We start from the raw sequence: 16,473 nt of genomic DNA on the forward strand, positions 1-16,473 counted from the left end.
CCGGCCCTTTCCGTGCCGGCTCAATTCACAGATGAACAAAAACTCCAATCGCTTTCGCCTGCGTAGCGTTGTCGCGGTGGTTGCCAGTGCACTCGCAGCCACGGCAGCCTGGGCCGTCGAGCCTTTCACGGTGCGCGACATCCGCGTCGAAGGCCTGCAACGCGTCGAGGCCGGCACGATCTTCGCGTCGCTGCCGTTGCGCGTGGGCGATACCTACAGCGACGAACGCGGTTCGGCCGCCATTCGTGCGCTGTTCGACCTGGGGTTGTTCAAGGACGTGCGCATCGACGTCAACGGCAATGTGCTGGTGGTGATCGTCGAAGAGCGCCCGACCATTGCCGACGTCGATTTCGTCGGCAGCAAGGAATTCGACAAGGCAGCGTTGCAGAAGGCACTGCGCGAAATCGGCCTGACCGACGGCCGCCCGTACGACAAGGCACTGGCCGATCGCGCCGAGCAGGAGCTCAAGCGCCAGTACGTGAGCCGCAGCCTCTACAACGCGCAGGTCGTGACCACCGTCACGCCCATCGAACGCAATCGCGTCAACCTGACGTTCACCGTCACCGAAGGCGATTCCGCACGCATTCGCGAAGTCCACATCGTCGGCAGCAAGGCCTTCAGCGAATCGACGCTGCTGAGCCTGTTCGACCAGGACAGCGGTGGCTTCATGAGCTGGTACACCAAGTCGAACCAGTATTCGCGCGCCAAGCTCAATGCCGACCTCGAAACGCTGCGCTCGTACTACATCACGCGCGGCTACCTCGAATTCCGAATCGATTCCACCCAGGTCGCCATCTCGCCCGACCGCAAGGACCTGACGGTCACGGTCAACATCACCGAAGGCGAGAAGTTCGTGGTGGCGGGCGTCAAGCTCAACGGCAACTACCTGGGCCGCGACGACGAGTTCAAGTCGCTGATCACCATCAAGCCCGGCGAGGCCTACAACGGCGAACTGGTCACGGAAACCACCAAGGCCTTCAGCGACTACTTCGGCACCTTCGGCTATGCCTTCGCCAAGGTGCAGGCCGTCCCTGACATCGACCGCGTCAACAACCGCGTCACGCTCACCTTGCAGGCCGAGCCTTCGCGCCGCGTGTACGTGCGCCGTGTGTCCGTCGGCGGCAACAACAAGACCCGCGACGAAGTGATCCGCCGCGAGTTCCGTCAGTACGAAGCCTCGTGGTACGACGGCGACAAGATCAAGGTTTCGCGTGACCGCGTGGACCGCCTGGGCTTCTTCACCGAAGTGAACGTCGAGACCCAGGAAGTGCCTGGTTCGCCCGATCAGGTGGACCTGACCGTCAACGTGGCCGAAAAGCCCACCGGCAGCCTGCAGCTCGGCGCCGGCTATTCGAGTGCCGAGAAGGTCGCGCTGACCTTCGGCATTTCGCAGGAAAACGTGTTCGGCTCGGGCAATTTCCTGGGTGTGCAGGTCAACACCAGCAAGTACAACCGCACGCTGTCGCTGACCACCACCGATCCGTACTTCACGAAGGACGGCATCTCGCGCACGATCAGCGTCTATCACACGACGACGCGTCCGTACTCGGAGACCACCGACGGTGACTACAAGCTGGTCAACCAGGGCGCGTCCATCCGTTTCGGCGTGCCGTTCAGCGAACTCGACACCGTGTTCTTCGGCGTCGGGCTCGAACGGTATGCGTTCGATCCGAACTCGACGACGACGCTCTCGGGGCTCTATACGCCCAAGTCCTATCTGAGATATTTCCAGTGCCAGACGAATACAGAAGGGCCGTGGCCTCCGGGCTTCATCGTGACTGGATGCGACCAGAAGAGCGTGTGGGGCGTGCCGCTCACCGTCGGCTGGGGCCGCGACAGCCGCGACAGCGCGCTCGTTCCGACCACTGGGCGCCTGCAGCGTGCCAACCTCGAGCTTGGCGTCGGCGGCGACATGCAATACATCAAGACGAACTACCAATACCAGCAGTTCTTCGCGATCAACAAGCAATACACCTTCGCGATCAACGCCGACGTTGGCTACGCGAAGGCTCTGGGCGGCAAGGTCTATCCGATCTTCAAGAATTTCTATGCGGGTGGACTGGGTTCGGTCCGCGGCTTTGAACAGAATTCGCTCGGCCCGCGCGACGTGCCGCTGCTCGGACAGACCGATGGCGCACCACTGGGCGGCACCAAGAAGGCGGTCTTCAATGCCGAGCTCAGCACGCCGTTCCCGGGTGCCGGCAACGACCGCACCTTGCGTCTCTATAGCTTCTTCGACGTGGGCAATGTGTTCGGTTCGCGCGCGCCCGGCCTGTCCGACGAGCAGTGGAAAGCACAGAAGAAGGTGCGTGCCTCCGTCGGCTTCGGCATCAGCTGGATCTCGCCGCTGGGTCCACTGCGCCTCGCCTACGCCTTCCCCATCAAGTCGCAGAAGGAAGTGTTGGGGCCGGATCCGGTGACGGGATTGCAAACCGTCTTGATCCCGAAGGATAGAATTCAGCGCTTGCAATTCCAGATCGGAACGTCTTTCTAAATGAAGCATTTGATTCGCGCCGCTGCTGGTGCGTTGTTGATTCCCGCTTTCGCGATCGTCGCTGCGCCTGCGCAGGCGCAGGAAACCTTTCGCATCGGATTCGTCAATCCGGACCGGGTGCTGCGTGAAGCGCAGCCGGCCAAGGCAGCCCAGGCGAAGCTCGAAGCCGAATTCCTCAAGCGGGAGAAGGACCTGACCGCGCAAGGCGACGCATTGAAGACTGCCTCGGAGCGATTCGAGCGCGAAGCGCCGACCATCTCCGAGAGTCAGCGGGCGACCCGCCAGAAGGCACTGATCGACCAGGACCGCGAGTTCCAGCGCCGTCGCCGCGAATTCCAGGAAGACCTGAATGCACGCAAGAACGAAGAACTCCAGCAGGTCTACGAACGCGCCAACCGCGTCGTGAAGCAGGTCGCCGAGGCGGAAAAGTACGACGCCATCCTGCAGGAAGCGATCTACATCAATCCGAAGCACGACATCACCGACAAGGTGATCAAGGCGCTCAACGCGTCGGTCGGCTCCACAGCGCCCGCGGCCGGCAAATAACGCCGCGAACCGGCGTGTCGCTGCAGCTCGGAGCCATCGTTGACGCCCTGGGGGGCGAGCTTCATGGAGATGCCACGCTGTCCATCGAGCGGCTCTCGCCGCTCCAGAATGCACAGCCCGATGCGCTCAGTTTCCTGAGCCATCCCAAATACCAGCAGGAACTGGCGGCGTCGAAGGCCGCGTGCGTGATCGTGTCGCCTGCCATGCAGGAGGCGGCAGCTGCGCGCGGTGCGTTCATCGTCACGCCCGACCCCTACTTCTACTTTGCGCGCCTGACGCAGCTCTGGAAGTCGCACCATGCGCGTCCGGAGGCCGATCTCATCCACCCATCCGCCGTGATCCATCCGGAAGCCTACGTCGACGCCACGGCGCGCGTCGGCGCGCTCTGCGTGGTGGAGCGGGGCGCGCGCGTCGGCGCGGGCACGGTGCTGAAGTCGCGCGTGACGGTCAGCGAGGACTGCACGATTGGTGATCGCTGCCTGCTGCACCCGGGCGTGGTGATCGGGGCGGATGGTTTCGGCCTCGCGTTGCACCAGGGCGCCTGGGTCAAGATCGAACAACTGGGTGCAGTGCGCATCGGCAATGACGTGGAGATCGGCGCCAACACCTGCATCGACCGCGGCGCCCTCGACGACACGGTCATCGAGGACGGCGTGAAGCTCGATAACCTGATCCAGATCGGCCACAACGTGCGCGTCGGCAAGAACACCGCCATGGCGGGCTGCGTTGGCGTGGCCGGCAGTGCCACCATCGGCGCCAACTGCACCTTCGGCGGCGGTGCCATCGTGCTGGGTCACCTGACGCTCGCAGACGGCGTGCATGTGTCCGCCGCGACCGTGGTGACACGCTCCATTCACAAGGCCGGCCAGTACACCGGCATGTTTCCCATCGATGACAATGCGAGCTGGGAAAAAAATGCGGCAACGCTCAAGCAGTTGCACAGCCTGCGCGAACGACTGAAGGCGCTGGAGAAAGCCCTCCCGAAGAAATGACGACGATGCAGGAACAGAAAATCATGACGACGACGCTCGATATCCATCAAATCCTCAAGCTGCTTCCCCACCGCTACCCGTTCCTGTTGGTGGACCGCGTGCTGGACATGGAAAAGGGCAAGCGCATCACGGCGCTCAAGAACGTGACGATGAACGAGCCGTTCTTCAACGGCCATTTCCCGCACCGCCCGGTGATGCCGGGCGTGCTGATGCTCGAAGCCATGGCGCAGGCCGCGGCCCTGCTGTCGTTCCACTCGCTGGACATCGTGCCGGACGACAACACCGTCTACTACTTCGCCGCCATCGACGGCGCGCGCTTCAAGCGTCCCGTGGAGCCCGGCGATCAGCTCACGCTCGAAGTCGAGATCGAACGCATGAAGGCCGGCATCTCGAAGTTCAAGGGCCGCGCGCTGGTGGGCAGCGAACTGGCCTGCGAAGCCACGCTGATGTGCGCCATGCGCCAGATCAGCTGACCCGGCCTTTGCCACAACAAGGCATGACCCAGGTTCATCCGACAGCGCTCGTCGACCCCCAGGCACAACTCGACGCCTCGGTTTCGGTCGGGCCCTATACCGTCATCGGCCCGCACGTGCGGGTCGGGGCGGGCACGACCATCGGCGCGCATTGCGTGATCGAAGGACGCACCACCATCGGGCGCGACAACAGGATCTTCCAGTTCTCCTCGCTCGGCGCGATCCCGCAGGACAAGAAGTACGCCGGCGAGCCGACCGAGCTTGTCATCGGCGACCGCAACGTCATCCGCGAGTTCTGCACCTTCAACCTCGGCGTACCCGGGGCAGGGGGCGTGACCCGCGTGGGCAGCGACAACTGGATCATGGCGTACACGCACATCGCGCACGACTGCCATGTCGACAACCACACCACGCTGTCCAACAACACGACCCTGGCGGGCCATGTGCACCTGGCGGACTGGGTCACGATCGGCGGGCTCACCGGCATCCACCAGTTCGTCTCGATCGGCGCGCATGCCATGGTCGGCTTCGCGAGCGCGATCACGCAGGACGTGCCCCCGTTCATGTTGGTTGACGGCAATCCGCTGGCGGTTCGCGGCTTCAATGTCGTGGGCCTGCGCCGGCGCGATTTCTCGGCAGAGCGGCTGGCGGCGGTCAAGCAGATGCACAAGCTGCTGTATCGCCAGGGCAAGACGCTCGAAGAAGCACGCGCGGCCATTTCCGCGTTGACTGCCGAGATGCCTGAGGCGGCGGGTGATGTCGCCTTGATGGAATCATTCCTCGCCAACTCCACGCGCGGCATCGCGCGTTGACGTGACGGCGATGCAGACGGACGAACAGCGACGCTTCGCGCTGGTCGCGGGCGAAGCGTCCGGCGACCTGCTCGCCGGGCTTCTATTGGACGGCCTTCAGGCCCGCTGGCCCAACCTCCAGACCGCCGGCATCGGCGGCCCTCGCATGCTCGCGCACGGCTTCCAAAGTTGGTGGCCGCAGGAAAAGCTCGCGGTGCGCGGCTACATCGAGGTGCTGCGGCACTATGCGGAGATCGCAGGCATCCGCCGCCAGTTGAAGGCCCGCCTGCTGCTGGAGCGCCCCGAGCTCTTCATCGGCGTCGACGCGCCGGATTTCAACCTCGATCTCGAAGCGGGCTTGCGCAGCCAGGGCATCAAGACCGTGCATTTCATCTGTCCGTCGATCTGGGCCTGGCGCCCCAAGCGCATCGAGAAAGTCAGGGCTGCGGCGGACCATGTGCTGTGCATCTTCCCGTTCGAGCCCGAGTTGCTCGAAAAGCAGGGCGTTGCCGCGAGCTATGTGGGCCACCCGATCGCCAACGTGATCCCGATGACGCCCGACCGCGCCGCTGCCCGCGCCGCCATTGGCTTGGCGGCCGATGCGCAAGTCGTCGCCTTGCTGCCGGGCAGCCGCCGCTCCGAGATCCGCTACCTGGCCGACCGTTTCTTCGCGGCCGCTGCGCTGATGCAGAAGGCGCGGCCCGAACTCCAGTTCGTGGCGCCCATCATCCCCAGCCTGCGCGCCGAGGTCGACGCTTTGCTCCAGGCCAGCGGCATGGCGGGCCGGGTGAAGCTGCTCGACGGCCAGTCGCACGCCGCGCTGGCCGCCTGCAACGCCACGCTGATCGCCAGCGGTACCGCCACGCTCGAGGCGGCGCTCTTCAAGCGGCCGATGGTCATCGCGTACAACATGAACGGGCTCTCGTGGCGCCTGATGCAGCGCAAGCAATTGCAGCCCTGGGTCGGATTGCCCAATATCCTGTGCCGCGAGTTCGTGGTGCCCGAGCTGCTGCAGGAGGCCGCGACGCCCGAAGCGCTGGCCCAGGCCACGCTGGCCTGGCTCGACGCCCCCGAAAAGACACAGGCCCTGCAACAAAGATTTTCCGAGCTGCACGTGCAATTGCAGCGCGATACGCCGACACTTTGCGCCGATGCGATCCAGAAAGTTCTTGAAGGCTGAGCAGGCCCGCCTGGTGTGGGACGCACCGGGGCTGCTTGCGGGCGTCGACGAGGCCGGCCGCGGCCCGCTGGCGGGCCCCGTGGTGGCCGCAGCGGTGATCCTCGACGACACGCGGCCGATTCGTGGCCTCGCCGACTCCAAGACCCTCACCGCCCTGCAGCGCGAACGCCTGCACGACCAGATCCTGGCCAAGGCCCTGTGCTGCTCCATCGCCCAGGCCAGCGTCGAGGAAATCGACACCCACAACATCCTGCAGGCCACGATGCTCGCCATGCGCCGGGCGGTCGAGGGCCTGCGGCTGAAGCCCGCCAAGGTGCTGGTCGACGGCAACCGGCTGCCGACGCTGGACGTGCTGGCCGAAGCCGTGGTCAAGGGCGATGCGCTGGTGAAGGCGATTTCGGCTGCGTCGATCCTGGCCAAGGTTCATCGCGACCGGCTGTGCGAGCAGTTGCATACCGAATTCCCGTACTACGGCTTTGCCGGCCACAAGGGCTACGGCACGCCGGAGCACCTCGAAGCGTTGCAGCGGCACGGCGCCTGCGTCCACCATCGCAGGTCGTTCAGTCCGGTTGCTGCCGCTTTGGCGCGAACGGCCGCGGGCGCCACGCTGGTCGTCGAGACCGTGTCGGCCACGCCCGCGGTGTCGGTGTTCGCGACGGTCGAGACCGTTCACCTCGACCTGCGCGCTGCGCCCTGATCTGCCGATGACCACCGACGCCGGCGCGAGCCACATCAGCTCGCGCGACAACCCGCTGCTCAAGGACCTGCGCAAGCTCGCGCAGGACCCGGGTGCCTACCGCAAGCTGGGACGTATCTGGCTCGAAGGCGACCACCTGTGCCGCGCAGCGCTGGCGCGCGGCGTCAAGCCGGCGATCGCGGTGTTCTCGGAGTCTTTCTGGCCGACTGCCCCAGCCGAATGGGGCGCGAGTGCTATCAAAACCATAGTCGTCGCCGACGATCTGCTGCGCGGTGTCAGCGGGCTGGAATCACCAGCGCCGATGGGCTTCGTGCTCGATCTGCCGGTACGGCCGGAGTTGATCCCCGATGCCCCGAGCGTGGTGCTCGACCGCCTGCAGGACGCCGGCAATGCCGGTTCCATCCTGCGCAGCGCGGCCGCTTTCGGCTTCACCCAGGTGATCGCGCTCAAGGGCACGGCCGCGCTCTGGGCGCCGAAGGTGCTGCGCGCCGGCATGGGTGCCCATTTCGGCCTGCGGCTGATCGAAGGCGTCGAAGCCGAAGCGCTCGACGCTTTGAATATCCCGCTGGTCGCAACCAGCTCGCACCGCGGCGAGTGGCTGCACAAAGCCCGCTTGCCGCATCCCTGCGCCTGGCTCATGGGCCACGAGGGGCAGGGCGTTTCCCCCGCGCTGGAAGCCCGGGCGACCCATCACATCCGCATTGCCCAGCCCGGCGGCGAGGAATCGCTCAACGTGGCCGCGGCGGCCGCGATCTGCCTGCATGCGAGCGGAGCGGCCCTCCAGGCCGGATAGGGCTTCAGTCCGGGCTACAATCGGGGGCTTACTCGCAATAGCGTCGCCCGGCCGCCTTTAACGCCAAAATCCCCTTGAAGCAAGTCCGCAGGCAGCGCGCCTGGGGCTCCGGGCGACCGTAACCATCCGGAGAACCCAGTGCTTTTGTCTCTCAAGGGAAATTTCCCGCCCGCCATCCTGGCGCTCGCAGACGGCACGGTCTTTCAAGGCAATTCGATCGGAGCCGCCGGCTCCACGACCGGTGAAGTGGTGTTCAACACCGCCATGACCGGTTACCAGGAAATCCTCACCGACCCGAGCTACTGCCAGCAGATCGTCACCTTGACGTATCCGCACATCGGCAACTACGGCGTCAACGGGGAAGACATCGAAGCCGACAAGATCCATGCCGCGGGCCTGATCATCAAGGATCTGCCCCTCGTCGCCTCCAACTTCCGCCAGACCGCCACGCTGAGCGAATACCTCGTGGCCGGCAAGACGGTCGCCATCGCGAACATCGACACCCGCAAGCTCACGCGCCACCTGCGCACCCACGGCGCGCAGAACGGCTGCATCCTGGGCCTGGGCGAAGGCGAAGCCGTGACACAGGCGCTGATCGACAAAGCCATCGCCGCCGCCAAGGCCGCACCGAGCATGGCCGGCCTCGATCTCGCCAAGGTGGTGTCGGTCACCCAGACCTACGAGTGGACCGAGACCGAGTGGAAGCTGGGCGCGGGCTACGGCGTGCAGATCACGCCGAAATTCCACGTCGTCGCCTTCGACTACGGCGTCAAGAAGAACATCCTGCGCATGATCGCGCAGCGCGGCGCGCGCATCACCGTGGTGCCGGCGCAAACGCCCGCGGCAGACGTGCTCAAGCTCAAACCCGACGGCATCTTCCTGGCCAACGGCCCCGGCGACCCGGAGCCCTGCGACTACGCCATCAGCGCCGTCAAGGAACTGATCGAGACTGGCATTCCCACGTTCGGCATCTGCCTCGGCCACCAGATCATGGCGCTGGCTTCGGGCGCCAAGACCTTCAAGATGAAGTTCGGCCATCACGGCGCGAACCATCCGGTGAAGGACCTGGACAACGGCCGCGTGAGCATCACCAGCCAGAACCACGGCTTCGCGGTCGACGAGAAGTCGCTGCCGGCCAACCTGCGTCCCACGCACATCAGCCTGTTCGACAACACGCTGCAGGGGCTGGCGCGCACCGATAAGCCCGCGTTCTGCTTCCAGGGCCACCCGGAAGCCTCGCCGGGCCCACACGACATCGGCTATCTGTTCGATCGCTTCACGGCACTCATGGAAAAGAACCAGACGGAAAAGACGGAGAAAGAGAATGCCTAAGCGCACAGACCTCAAATCGATCCTCATCATCGGCGCCGGCCCGATCATCATCGGCCAGGCCTGCGAGTTCGACTACTCCGGCGTGCAAGCCTGCAAGGCGCTGCGCGAAGAGGGCTACAAGGTCATCCTGATCAACAGCAACCCCGCGACGATCATGACCGACCCGGCCACGGCCGACGTCACCTACATCGAGCCCATCACCTGGCAGACGGTCGAGAAGATCATCGCCAAGGAACGCCCCGACGCGATCCTGCCGACCATGGGCGGCCAGACTGCGCTGAACTGCGCGCTGGACCTTTGGCGCAACGGCGTGCTCGACAAGTACACGGGCGCTTCCACCAACAAGCCGGTCGAGCTCATCGGCGCCACGCCCGAAGCCATCGACAAGGCCGAGGACCGCCTGAAGTTCAAGGACGCGATGACCAAGATCGGTCTCGGTTCGGCGCGCTCGGGCATTGCGCACTCGATGGACGAGGCATGGGCCGTGCAGAAGTCGGTCGGTTTCCCCACCGTGATCCGACCCAGCTTCACGCTCGGCGGCACCGGCGGCGGCATCGCCTACAACCCCGAAGAATTCGAGACCATCTGCAAGCGCGGCATCGAAGCTTCGCCCACCAACGAGCTGCTGATCGAAGAATCGCTGCTCGGCTGGAAAGAGTACGAGATGGAGGTCGTGCGCGACAAGGCCGACAACTGCATCATCGTCTGCTCGATCGAAAATCTTGACCCGATGGGCGTGCACACCGGCGACTCGATCACCGTGGCGCCGGCGCAAACGCTTTCCGACAAGGAATACCAGATCCTGCGCAACGCCTCGCTGGCCGTGCTGCGCGAGATCGGCGTCGATACCGGCGGCTCGAACGTTCAGTTCTCCATCAATCCGAAGGACGGCCGCATGGTCGTCATCGAGATGAACCCGCGCGTCTCGCGTTCGTCGGCGCTGGCCTCCAAGGCCACGGGCTTCCCGATCGCCAAGGTCGCGGCCAAGCTGGCCGTGGGCTACACGCTCGACGAGCTGCGCAACGAAATCACCGGCGGTGCCACGCCTGCGTCGTTCGAACCGTCGATCGACTACGTGGTCACCAAGATCCCGCGTTTCGCCTTCGAGAAATTCCCGCAGGCCGACTCGCGCCTCACGACGCAGATGAAGTCGGTGGGCGAGGTGATGGCCATGGGCCGTACCTTCCAGGAATCGTTCCAGAAGGCCCTGCGCGGCCTCGAAGTGGGCGTCGACGGCCTGAACGAGAAGACGCAGGACCGCGAAGTGCTCGAAAAGGAACTGGGCGAACCCGGTCCCGAGCGCATCTGGTACGTGGGCGATGCCTTCGCCATGGGCTTGAGCGTCGATGAAGTGTTCGCGCTGACCAAGATCGACCCGTGGTTCCTGGTGCAGATCGAGGAGATCGTGAAGATCGAACTCGAACTGGAAACCAGGTCGCTCGACGACATCGACAGGGACACGCTGCTCGCGCTCAAGAAGAAGGGCTTCTCCGATCGCCGCCTTGCCAAGCAACTCAAGACCACCGATACGGCCATCCGCGAGAAGCGCCGTGCTCTCGGCGTGCGTCCGGTCTACAAGCGCGTGGACACCTGCGCTGCCGAGTTCGCGACCAACACGGCCTACATGTACTCGACCTACGAGGACGAGTGCGAAGCCGATCCGACGGACAAGAAGAAGATCATGGTGCTCGGCGGCGGTCCCAACCGCATCGGCCAGGGCATCGAGTTCGACTACTGCTGCGTGCACGCCGCGCTCGCGATGCGCGAGGACGGCTACGAGACCATCATGGTCAACTGCAATCCCGAGACCGTGTCGACCGACTACGACACATCCGACCGCCTGTACTTCGAGCCGCTGACGCTCGAAGACGTGCTGGAAATCGTCGACAAGGAAAAGCCGCTCGGCGTGATCGTGCAGTACGGCGGCCAGACGCCGCTGAAGCTCGCGCTCGACCTCGAGGCCAACGGCGTGCCGATCATCGGCACCTCGCCCGACATGATCGACGCGGCCGAAGACCGCGAACGCTTCCAGAAGCTGCTGCACGAGCTGGGCCTGCGCCAGCCGCCGAACGCCACCGCGCGCACCGAACCCGAAGCGCTCGAAAAGGCTGCCGCCCTCGGTTATCCGCTGGTGGTGCGCCCGAGCTACGTGCTCGGCGGCCGTGCGATGGAAATCGTGCACGAACAGCGCGACCTGGAGCGCTACATGCGCGAAGCGGTCAAGGTGAGCAACGACTCGCCGGTGCTGCTCGACCGCTTCCTGAACGACGCTGTCGAGTGCGACGTCGACTGCATCCGTGATGGCGAAGGCGCCACGCTGATCGGCGGCGTGATGGAACACATCGAACAGGCCGGCGTGCACTCGGGCGACTCCGCCTGCTCGCTGCCGCCGTACAGCCTGAGCGCCGAGACGATCGCCGAGCTGAAGCGCCAGAGCGCTGCAATGGCGGCGGCCCTGAATGTGGTCGGCCTCATGAATGTGCAGTTCGCGATCCAGCAAAAGGACGGCAAGGACGTCATCTACGTGCTCGAAGTGAACCCGCGTGCATCCCGCACAGTGCCTTACGTGAGCAAGGCCACCGGCATCCAGCTCGCCAAGGTGGCAGCACGCTGCATGGCCGGCCAGTCGCTCGCGTCGCAAGGCGTGACCAAGGAAGTGACGCCGCCGTACTTCAGCGTGAAGGAAGCCGTGTTCCCGTTCGTCAAGTTCCCGGGCGTGGACACCATCCTCGGCCCCGAGATGAAGTCGACCGGCGAAGTGATGGGCGTGGGCAAGACCTTCGGCGAAGCCTTCGTGAAGTCGCAATTGGGCGCGGGCACGCACCTGCCGAAGTCGGGCAAGGTCTTCATCTCGGTGAAGAACAACGACAAGGCGCGCGCCGTGGAAGTGGCGCGCGGCCTGGCGAAGCTGGGCTTCGAGCTGATCGCCACCAAGGGCACGGCCGCCGCCATCGCCGCCGCGGGCATCGAATGCGCGACGGTGAACAAGGTGACCGAAGGCCGCCCGCACATCGTGGACATGATCAAGAACAACGAGATTGCCTTGGTCATCAACACGGTGGAAGAGCGCCGCAACGCAATCACCGATTCGCGGCAGATCCGCACCTCGGCGCTGCTGGCTCGCGTGACGACCTTCACCACGATCTTCGGTGCCGAAGCCGCGGTCGAAGGCATGGGTTTCATGGACGAGCTGGGCGTCATCTCGGTGCAGGAGATGCACGCGCAACTGGCAGCCGCCTGAGCGCAGCCATGGAAACGCAGCTCGTCGAACTGGACCTGAGCGACTGGAACGCGGCCACGCCCAACGAGGCGTGGATCGCGGAACTGGAAGCCGGCAAGGTGCTGTACTTCCCGTGCCTGGGTTTCGAGCTGCTGCCCGAAGAGCGCAGCCTGCTCACGCCCAGCCTGCTGTCGCCCGACGTGCGCAACATCAGCCTCGACGCCAACGGCAAGCTCAAGGGCGCCGTCGGGGACGAGGCGGTGCAGCGCACCGCGGCGGCGATGGTGGGGCGGTTTCGGGCGCAGGCGCAGCAGCTGATCCACGGCTTGCTGCCGCACTACACACCGGCGCTACGCCTCGCGCCGACCAGCTACCGGCCGGCGCAGGTCGAGACGCGTGTGCAATCGTGGCGAGCCGACGACCGTCGCCTGCACGTCGATGCGTTTCCGTCGCGTCCCAACTATGGCGAGCGCATCCTGCGCGTGTTCACCAACGTCAATCCCGAGGGCGCGCCGCGCGTCTGGCGCGTGGGCGAGCCTTTCGAAGACATCGCCAAGCGCTTTCTGCCGCGTGCAAAGCCCTATGTGCGCTGGCAGGCCAAGCTGCTGCAGGCGCTGCATGTGACCAAGTCCTTCCGCAGCGAATACGACCACCTGATGCTGCAGCTGCACGACGGCATGAAGTCGGACATGGCGTACCAGGAAACGTCGCCGCAGGAGAAGGCCGAATTCCCGCCGGGCTCGGTGTGGGTGTGCTTTTCCGACCAGACCTCGCACGCCGTGATGGCGGGCCAGTACATGCTCGAACAGACCCTTCATCTGGCCGCTTCGAAGCAATACAATCCCGACTCGAGCCCGCTCGCCATCCTGAGCCGGCTGACCGGACGCAATCTCGTCTGATCTGTCCCCCCAATCGACCGCCGAACGGCATCGTTCGGCGGTTTCGCTTTATGGAGAACCAAACATGGCCACCATTCCAATCACCAAGCGCGGTGCCGAAAAGCTGCGCGCCGAGCTGCACCAGCTCAAGACCGTGGACCGCCCCTGGGTCATCAATGCGATCTCCGAAGCCCGCGCCCAGGGCGACCTGAGCGAGAACGCCGAATACGAGGTCGCCAAGGACCGCCAAGGCTTCATTGAAGGCCGTATCCAGGAAGTCGAGGGCAAGCTCTCGGCCGCGCAGATCATCGATCCGACCGAGCTCGACGCCGGCGGCAAGGTGGTGTTCGGCTCGACCGTGGAACTTGAGGAAGAAGAGTCCGGCGAAGCTGTCAAGTACCAGATCGTGGGCGAGGACGAGGCCGATCTGAAGCTGGGCCTCATCAACATCTCCAGCCCGATCGCCCGCGCGCTGATCGGCAAGGAAGAGGGCGACACCGCCGAAGTGCAGGCCCCGGGCGGCTTGAAGCGCTACGAGATCGTGGCCGTTCGCTACCTCTGATCGATCCTTCGATGAAAGACCGCCTGGCCCTGCTGCTGGCTGCCTTCTGGTGGGGCAGCCTCACGACGATCGGCTTCCTCGTGGTGCCGATGCTGTTCGCCAAGCTCGGAAATCCGGCGGTCGCGGGCAATTTCGCCGGCCAGCTGTTCGAGGCGCAGAGCTGGGTTGCCATCGGCTGCGGCCTGATCCTCTTGATTCATTTCCGGAGCAAGGCCGACGAGCGCATGGACGCGGCCACGATGACGTCCATCGGCATCGTGCTGGGCGCCCTATTGCTGGCGCTGCTCCAGCAGTACGCCGTGGCGCCGCGCATCCTGGCGCGGGACAACCTCAGGCTGTGGCACGCCGTCGGCAGCGGCATGTATGTCGTGCAATGGGTGTGCACCTTGGTGCTGCTCTGGCGCATGGGCGCTCGGCCCGCTCGCTGACAAAGCGGCGATGGCGGCTTTCGCCGCCATCCGTTCACTCTCACTCTTTCCAGAACTTCGCGACCCAGCTCGCGGGCCGGATGTAGCGGAAGGCGCGATTGCGCCGTCCCGCCAGCGCATCGGGCGGATTGCACTCGCCATGAAAGATCATGATGCGCGCGCCTTCAGGGACGAAGGGCTCTTCCCAGTAGTTGGTCGGCCAGGTCGGGATGCCGTGGTACTTGAAGCTCGGGCACCAGGCCTCGGGCCAGTAGGAAAGCTTGCCCTGCTTGTGCAGGAAGTCCGACAGGTAGGCCTGCTCGTTGCGGTGCTCGGCCTGCACCTTGTCCATGTTGGCGCGGAAATACGCCAGCACATCGGCATGGGCGCCCAGCTCGAAGCGGTAGACCGATGAATTCCCGGTGATCCGCTCGCGTCGCCAGGGGCGGGCGTAGTCGTGAATGATCAGGAACTCGCCGGGCTGCTCGAAGAAGGCGTCCAGGCTGCCCACGACGACCACGTCGACGTCCAGGAAGAGGGCGGTGCCGCGCAGGCCGTGCAGGTCCTGCTCGAAGGTTGTGAGCTTCTTCCAGGCGCCGTCGCGCTGGCCGGGGGCCAGTTGCAGGTTCAGCGGCGGGATCGGCAGGCACGTCACTTCGGGCCGGATGCCGGTGCCGTCATCGGTCAGGCAGACGAACTTGAAGTCGCCGCTCAAGTTGCGGCGCACCATCGCGTAGAGGCGGTTGACGTATTCGGGGCCGTATTTCGTGCCCCACTTCATGCAGAGGATATGGCGTCCCACCCGGCTCAATCCGACTGGTTGCGCTTCTTGGCCGACAGCGGCCGCTTGGCCTTGGCGCGCTTGATGGTGCCGCCGGGGGTGAGGCGCTGGTTGCCGAGCACGCGCAGGGTCTTGATCTCCGGGCGCTGGCCGCCGCGCTTGCTGTACTTCAGCACCTTGACGTCGCGCGGGCCGGGCATGCGGTCTTCATCGACCACTTTTTCCTTTTCGGGGATCGGCCGCCAGAGCACCAGCAGCTTGCCGATGTGCTGGATCGGGGCGGCGCCAAGCTCGTCGGCGAGTTCGTGCAGCATGGCGTCGCGGGCGAGGCGGTCGTCGGAGAAGACGCGGACCTTGATCAGGCCATGGGCCTTGAGCGCCGCGTCGGCTTCCTTTTTCACGGCAGGGGTAAGCCCGTCTCCACCGACCATGACGATCGGATCCAGGTGGTGAGCTTCGGCGCGGTGCACCTTGCGCTCGGCAGGGGTAAGTTGAATGGCGGGCATCCCCGTATTATCGAGGGTAGATAAGCACCCCAATGAGCACCAAAGCAAAAAGCAAAAAAGTCAACAAAGCCTGGCTTCACGATCACATCAATGATCCGTACGTGAAATTGGCCACGCGAGAGGGGTATCGCGCCCGCGCCGCCTACAAGCTCAAGGAGATCGACGAGTCGCTGGGACTGGTCAAACCGGGCCAACTGGTGGTCGACCTGGGTTCCACGCCCGGGGCCTGGAGCCAGTACCTGCGGCGACGTATGTCGCCCGAGGGCGCCGCGGTCGGCACGCTGAACGGCACCATCATCGCGCTCGACATGCTGGCCATGGAGCCCATCGAGGGAGTCACTTTTATCCAGGGGGACTTCCGCGAGGCAGAGTTGCTCGAGCAGGTCTTGGGCGTCCTGGCGGGGCGCAAGGCCGACCTGGTGGTCTCGGACATGGCGCCCAACCTGTCGGGCATCCATTCGGCCGACGGCGCCCGCATTGCCCACCTGATCGAGCTTGCAGTCGACTTCGCCCAGCACCACCTGAAACCCGAAGGGGCGCTGGTGGCCAAGCTTTTCCATGGAGGCGGCTATGACGAGTCGGTGAAGCTGTTCAAAGCCAGTTTCCGTACCGTCAAGCCATTCAAGCCCAAGGCGTCGCGCGATAAATCGGCCGAAACCTTCCTCGTCGGGATGGGGTTGAAGGCCCTGGATACGCCTTGATACCTTGCCGCCATGGATCGTCAGGGGGCGCAAACCCTTGTCAGGCTATGGCTGCTTTAGGGAAATGCCCGTTTTTCGCAGCTTGAAAAGCCTAAAATGGGGCGCAATTGCGTACCCATA

At 64.8% G+C, this 16,473-nt stretch carries 16 protein-coding genes; 14 read left to right on the forward strand and 2 right to left on the reverse strand.

Features of this window, described 5'->3' with window-relative positions; translation table 11 throughout:
- The first annotated feature begins 31 nt into the window (after positions 1 to 31).
- The 13 genes from bamA (at position 32) to ACSFA7_RS05615 (ending at position 14,386) form a co-directional block, all read left to right on the forward strand.
- On the forward strand, positions 32 to 2,494 hold the full coding sequence (gene bamA / locus ACSFA7_RS05555; protein WP_435498447.1) for an outer membrane protein assembly factor BamA: 2,463 nt from the start codon (positions 32 to 34) through the stop codon (positions 2,492 to 2,494).
- Positions 2,495 to 3,040, forward strand: a complete 546-nt coding sequence (locus ACSFA7_RS05560) for an OmpH/Skp family outer membrane protein (RefSeq protein ID WP_198788445.1) — start codon at positions 2,495 to 2,497, stop codon at positions 3,038 to 3,040.
- Positions 3,041 to 3,054: 14 nt separating this feature from the next.
- Complete coding sequence (lpxD, locus tag ACSFA7_RS05565; RefSeq protein ID WP_435498448.1) at positions 3,055 to 4,032, forward strand: UDP-3-O-(3-hydroxymyristoyl)glucosamine N-acyltransferase; 978 nt, start codon at positions 3,055 to 3,057, stop codon at positions 4,030 to 4,032.
- 23 nt (positions 4,033 to 4,055) lie between these two features.
- Positions 4,056 to 4,505 (forward strand): 3-hydroxyacyl-ACP dehydratase FabZ, encoded by a 450-nt coding sequence (gene fabZ / locus ACSFA7_RS05570; protein WP_013541729.1) that lies wholly within the window; start codon positions 4,056 to 4,058, stop codon positions 4,503 to 4,505.
- A gap of 23 nt (positions 4,506 to 4,528) precedes the next feature.
- Positions 4,529 to 5,317 (forward strand): acyl-ACP--UDP-N-acetylglucosamine O-acyltransferase, encoded by a 789-nt coding sequence (lpxA, locus tag ACSFA7_RS05575; protein WP_206179026.1) that lies wholly within the window; start codon positions 4,529 to 4,531, stop codon positions 5,315 to 5,317.
- 10 nt (positions 5,318 to 5,327) lie between these two features.
- Positions 5,328 to 6,476: a lipid-A-disaccharide synthase gene (gene lpxB, locus ACSFA7_RS05580; protein ID WP_435498449.1), complete on the forward strand. Its 1,149-nt coding sequence runs from the start codon at positions 5,328 to 5,330 to the stop codon at positions 6,474 to 6,476.
- Entirely contained in the window at positions 6,448 to 7,173 is a 726-nt protein-coding gene (gene rnhB / locus ACSFA7_RS05585) for a ribonuclease HII (protein WP_435498450.1), read from the forward strand. The genes lpxB and rnhB overlap by 29 nt, the downstream gene beginning before the upstream one ends.
- Before the next feature lie 7 nt (positions 7,174 to 7,180).
- Entirely contained in the window at positions 7,181 to 7,966 is a 786-nt protein-coding gene (locus tag ACSFA7_RS05590; protein ID WP_435498451.1) for a TrmH family RNA methyltransferase, read from the forward strand.
- 138 nt (positions 7,967 to 8,104) lie between these two features.
- The gene (carA, locus tag ACSFA7_RS05595) at positions 8,105 to 9,298 is read left to right on the forward strand and encodes a glutamine-hydrolyzing carbamoyl-phosphate synthase small subunit (protein ID WP_435498452.1); all 1,194 of its coding nucleotides are present in this window, start codon (positions 8,105 to 8,107) and stop codon (positions 9,296 to 9,298) included.
- Positions 9,291 to 12,539, forward strand: coding sequence for a carbamoyl-phosphate synthase large subunit (gene carB, locus ACSFA7_RS05600; RefSeq protein ID WP_435498453.1), 3,249 nt, complete (start codon positions 9,291 to 9,293; stop codon positions 12,537 to 12,539). The genes carA and carB overlap by 8 nt, the downstream gene beginning before the upstream one ends.
- An 8-nt stretch (positions 12,540 to 12,547) precedes the next feature.
- Complete coding sequence (locus ACSFA7_RS05605) at positions 12,548 to 13,417, forward strand: Kdo hydroxylase KdoO (RefSeq protein WP_435498454.1); 870 nt, start codon at positions 12,548 to 12,550, stop codon at positions 13,415 to 13,417.
- Between the two features lie 64 nt (positions 13,418 to 13,481).
- Positions 13,482 to 13,958: a transcription elongation factor GreA gene (greA, locus tag ACSFA7_RS05610; protein WP_042578201.1), complete on the forward strand. Its 477-nt coding sequence runs from the start codon at positions 13,482 to 13,484 to the stop codon at positions 13,956 to 13,958.
- Positions 13,959 to 13,969: 11 nt separating this feature from the next.
- Positions 13,970 to 14,386, forward strand: a complete 417-nt coding sequence (locus tag ACSFA7_RS05615; RefSeq protein WP_435498455.1) for a DUF4149 domain-containing protein — start codon at positions 13,970 to 13,972, stop codon at positions 14,384 to 14,386.
- Positions 14,387 to 14,426: 40 nt separating this feature from the next.
- On the opposite strand, the gene ACSFA7_RS05620 is transcribed toward ACSFA7_RS05615, so the two are convergent.
- Both ACSFA7_RS05620 and ACSFA7_RS05625 read right to left on the reverse strand, forming a co-directional pair.
- On the reverse strand, positions 14,427 to 15,146 hold the full coding sequence (locus tag ACSFA7_RS05620) for a glycosyltransferase (protein ID WP_435498456.1): 720 nt from the start codon (positions 15,144 to 15,146) through the stop codon (positions 14,427 to 14,429).
- 26 nt (positions 15,147 to 15,172) lie between these two features.
- Positions 15,173 to 15,652, reverse strand: a complete 480-nt coding sequence (locus tag ACSFA7_RS05625; RefSeq protein ID WP_093433071.1) for a YhbY family RNA-binding protein — start codon at positions 15,650 to 15,652, stop codon at positions 15,173 to 15,175.
- Positions 15,653 to 15,684: 32 nt separating this feature from the next.
- On the opposite strand from ACSFA7_RS05625, the gene ACSFA7_RS05630 reads away from it, so the two are divergent.
- Positions 15,685 to 16,353 (forward strand): RlmE family RNA methyltransferase, encoded by a 669-nt coding sequence (locus tag ACSFA7_RS05630; protein WP_435498457.1) that lies wholly within the window; start codon positions 15,685 to 15,687, stop codon positions 16,351 to 16,353.
- The last annotated feature ends 120 nt before the right edge of the window (positions 16,354 to 16,473 follow it).

The sequence above is a fragment of the Variovorax trehalosi genome, assembly GCF_051216415.1.
GTDB lineage: Bacteria > Pseudomonadota > Gammaproteobacteria > Burkholderiales > Burkholderiaceae_C > Variovorax.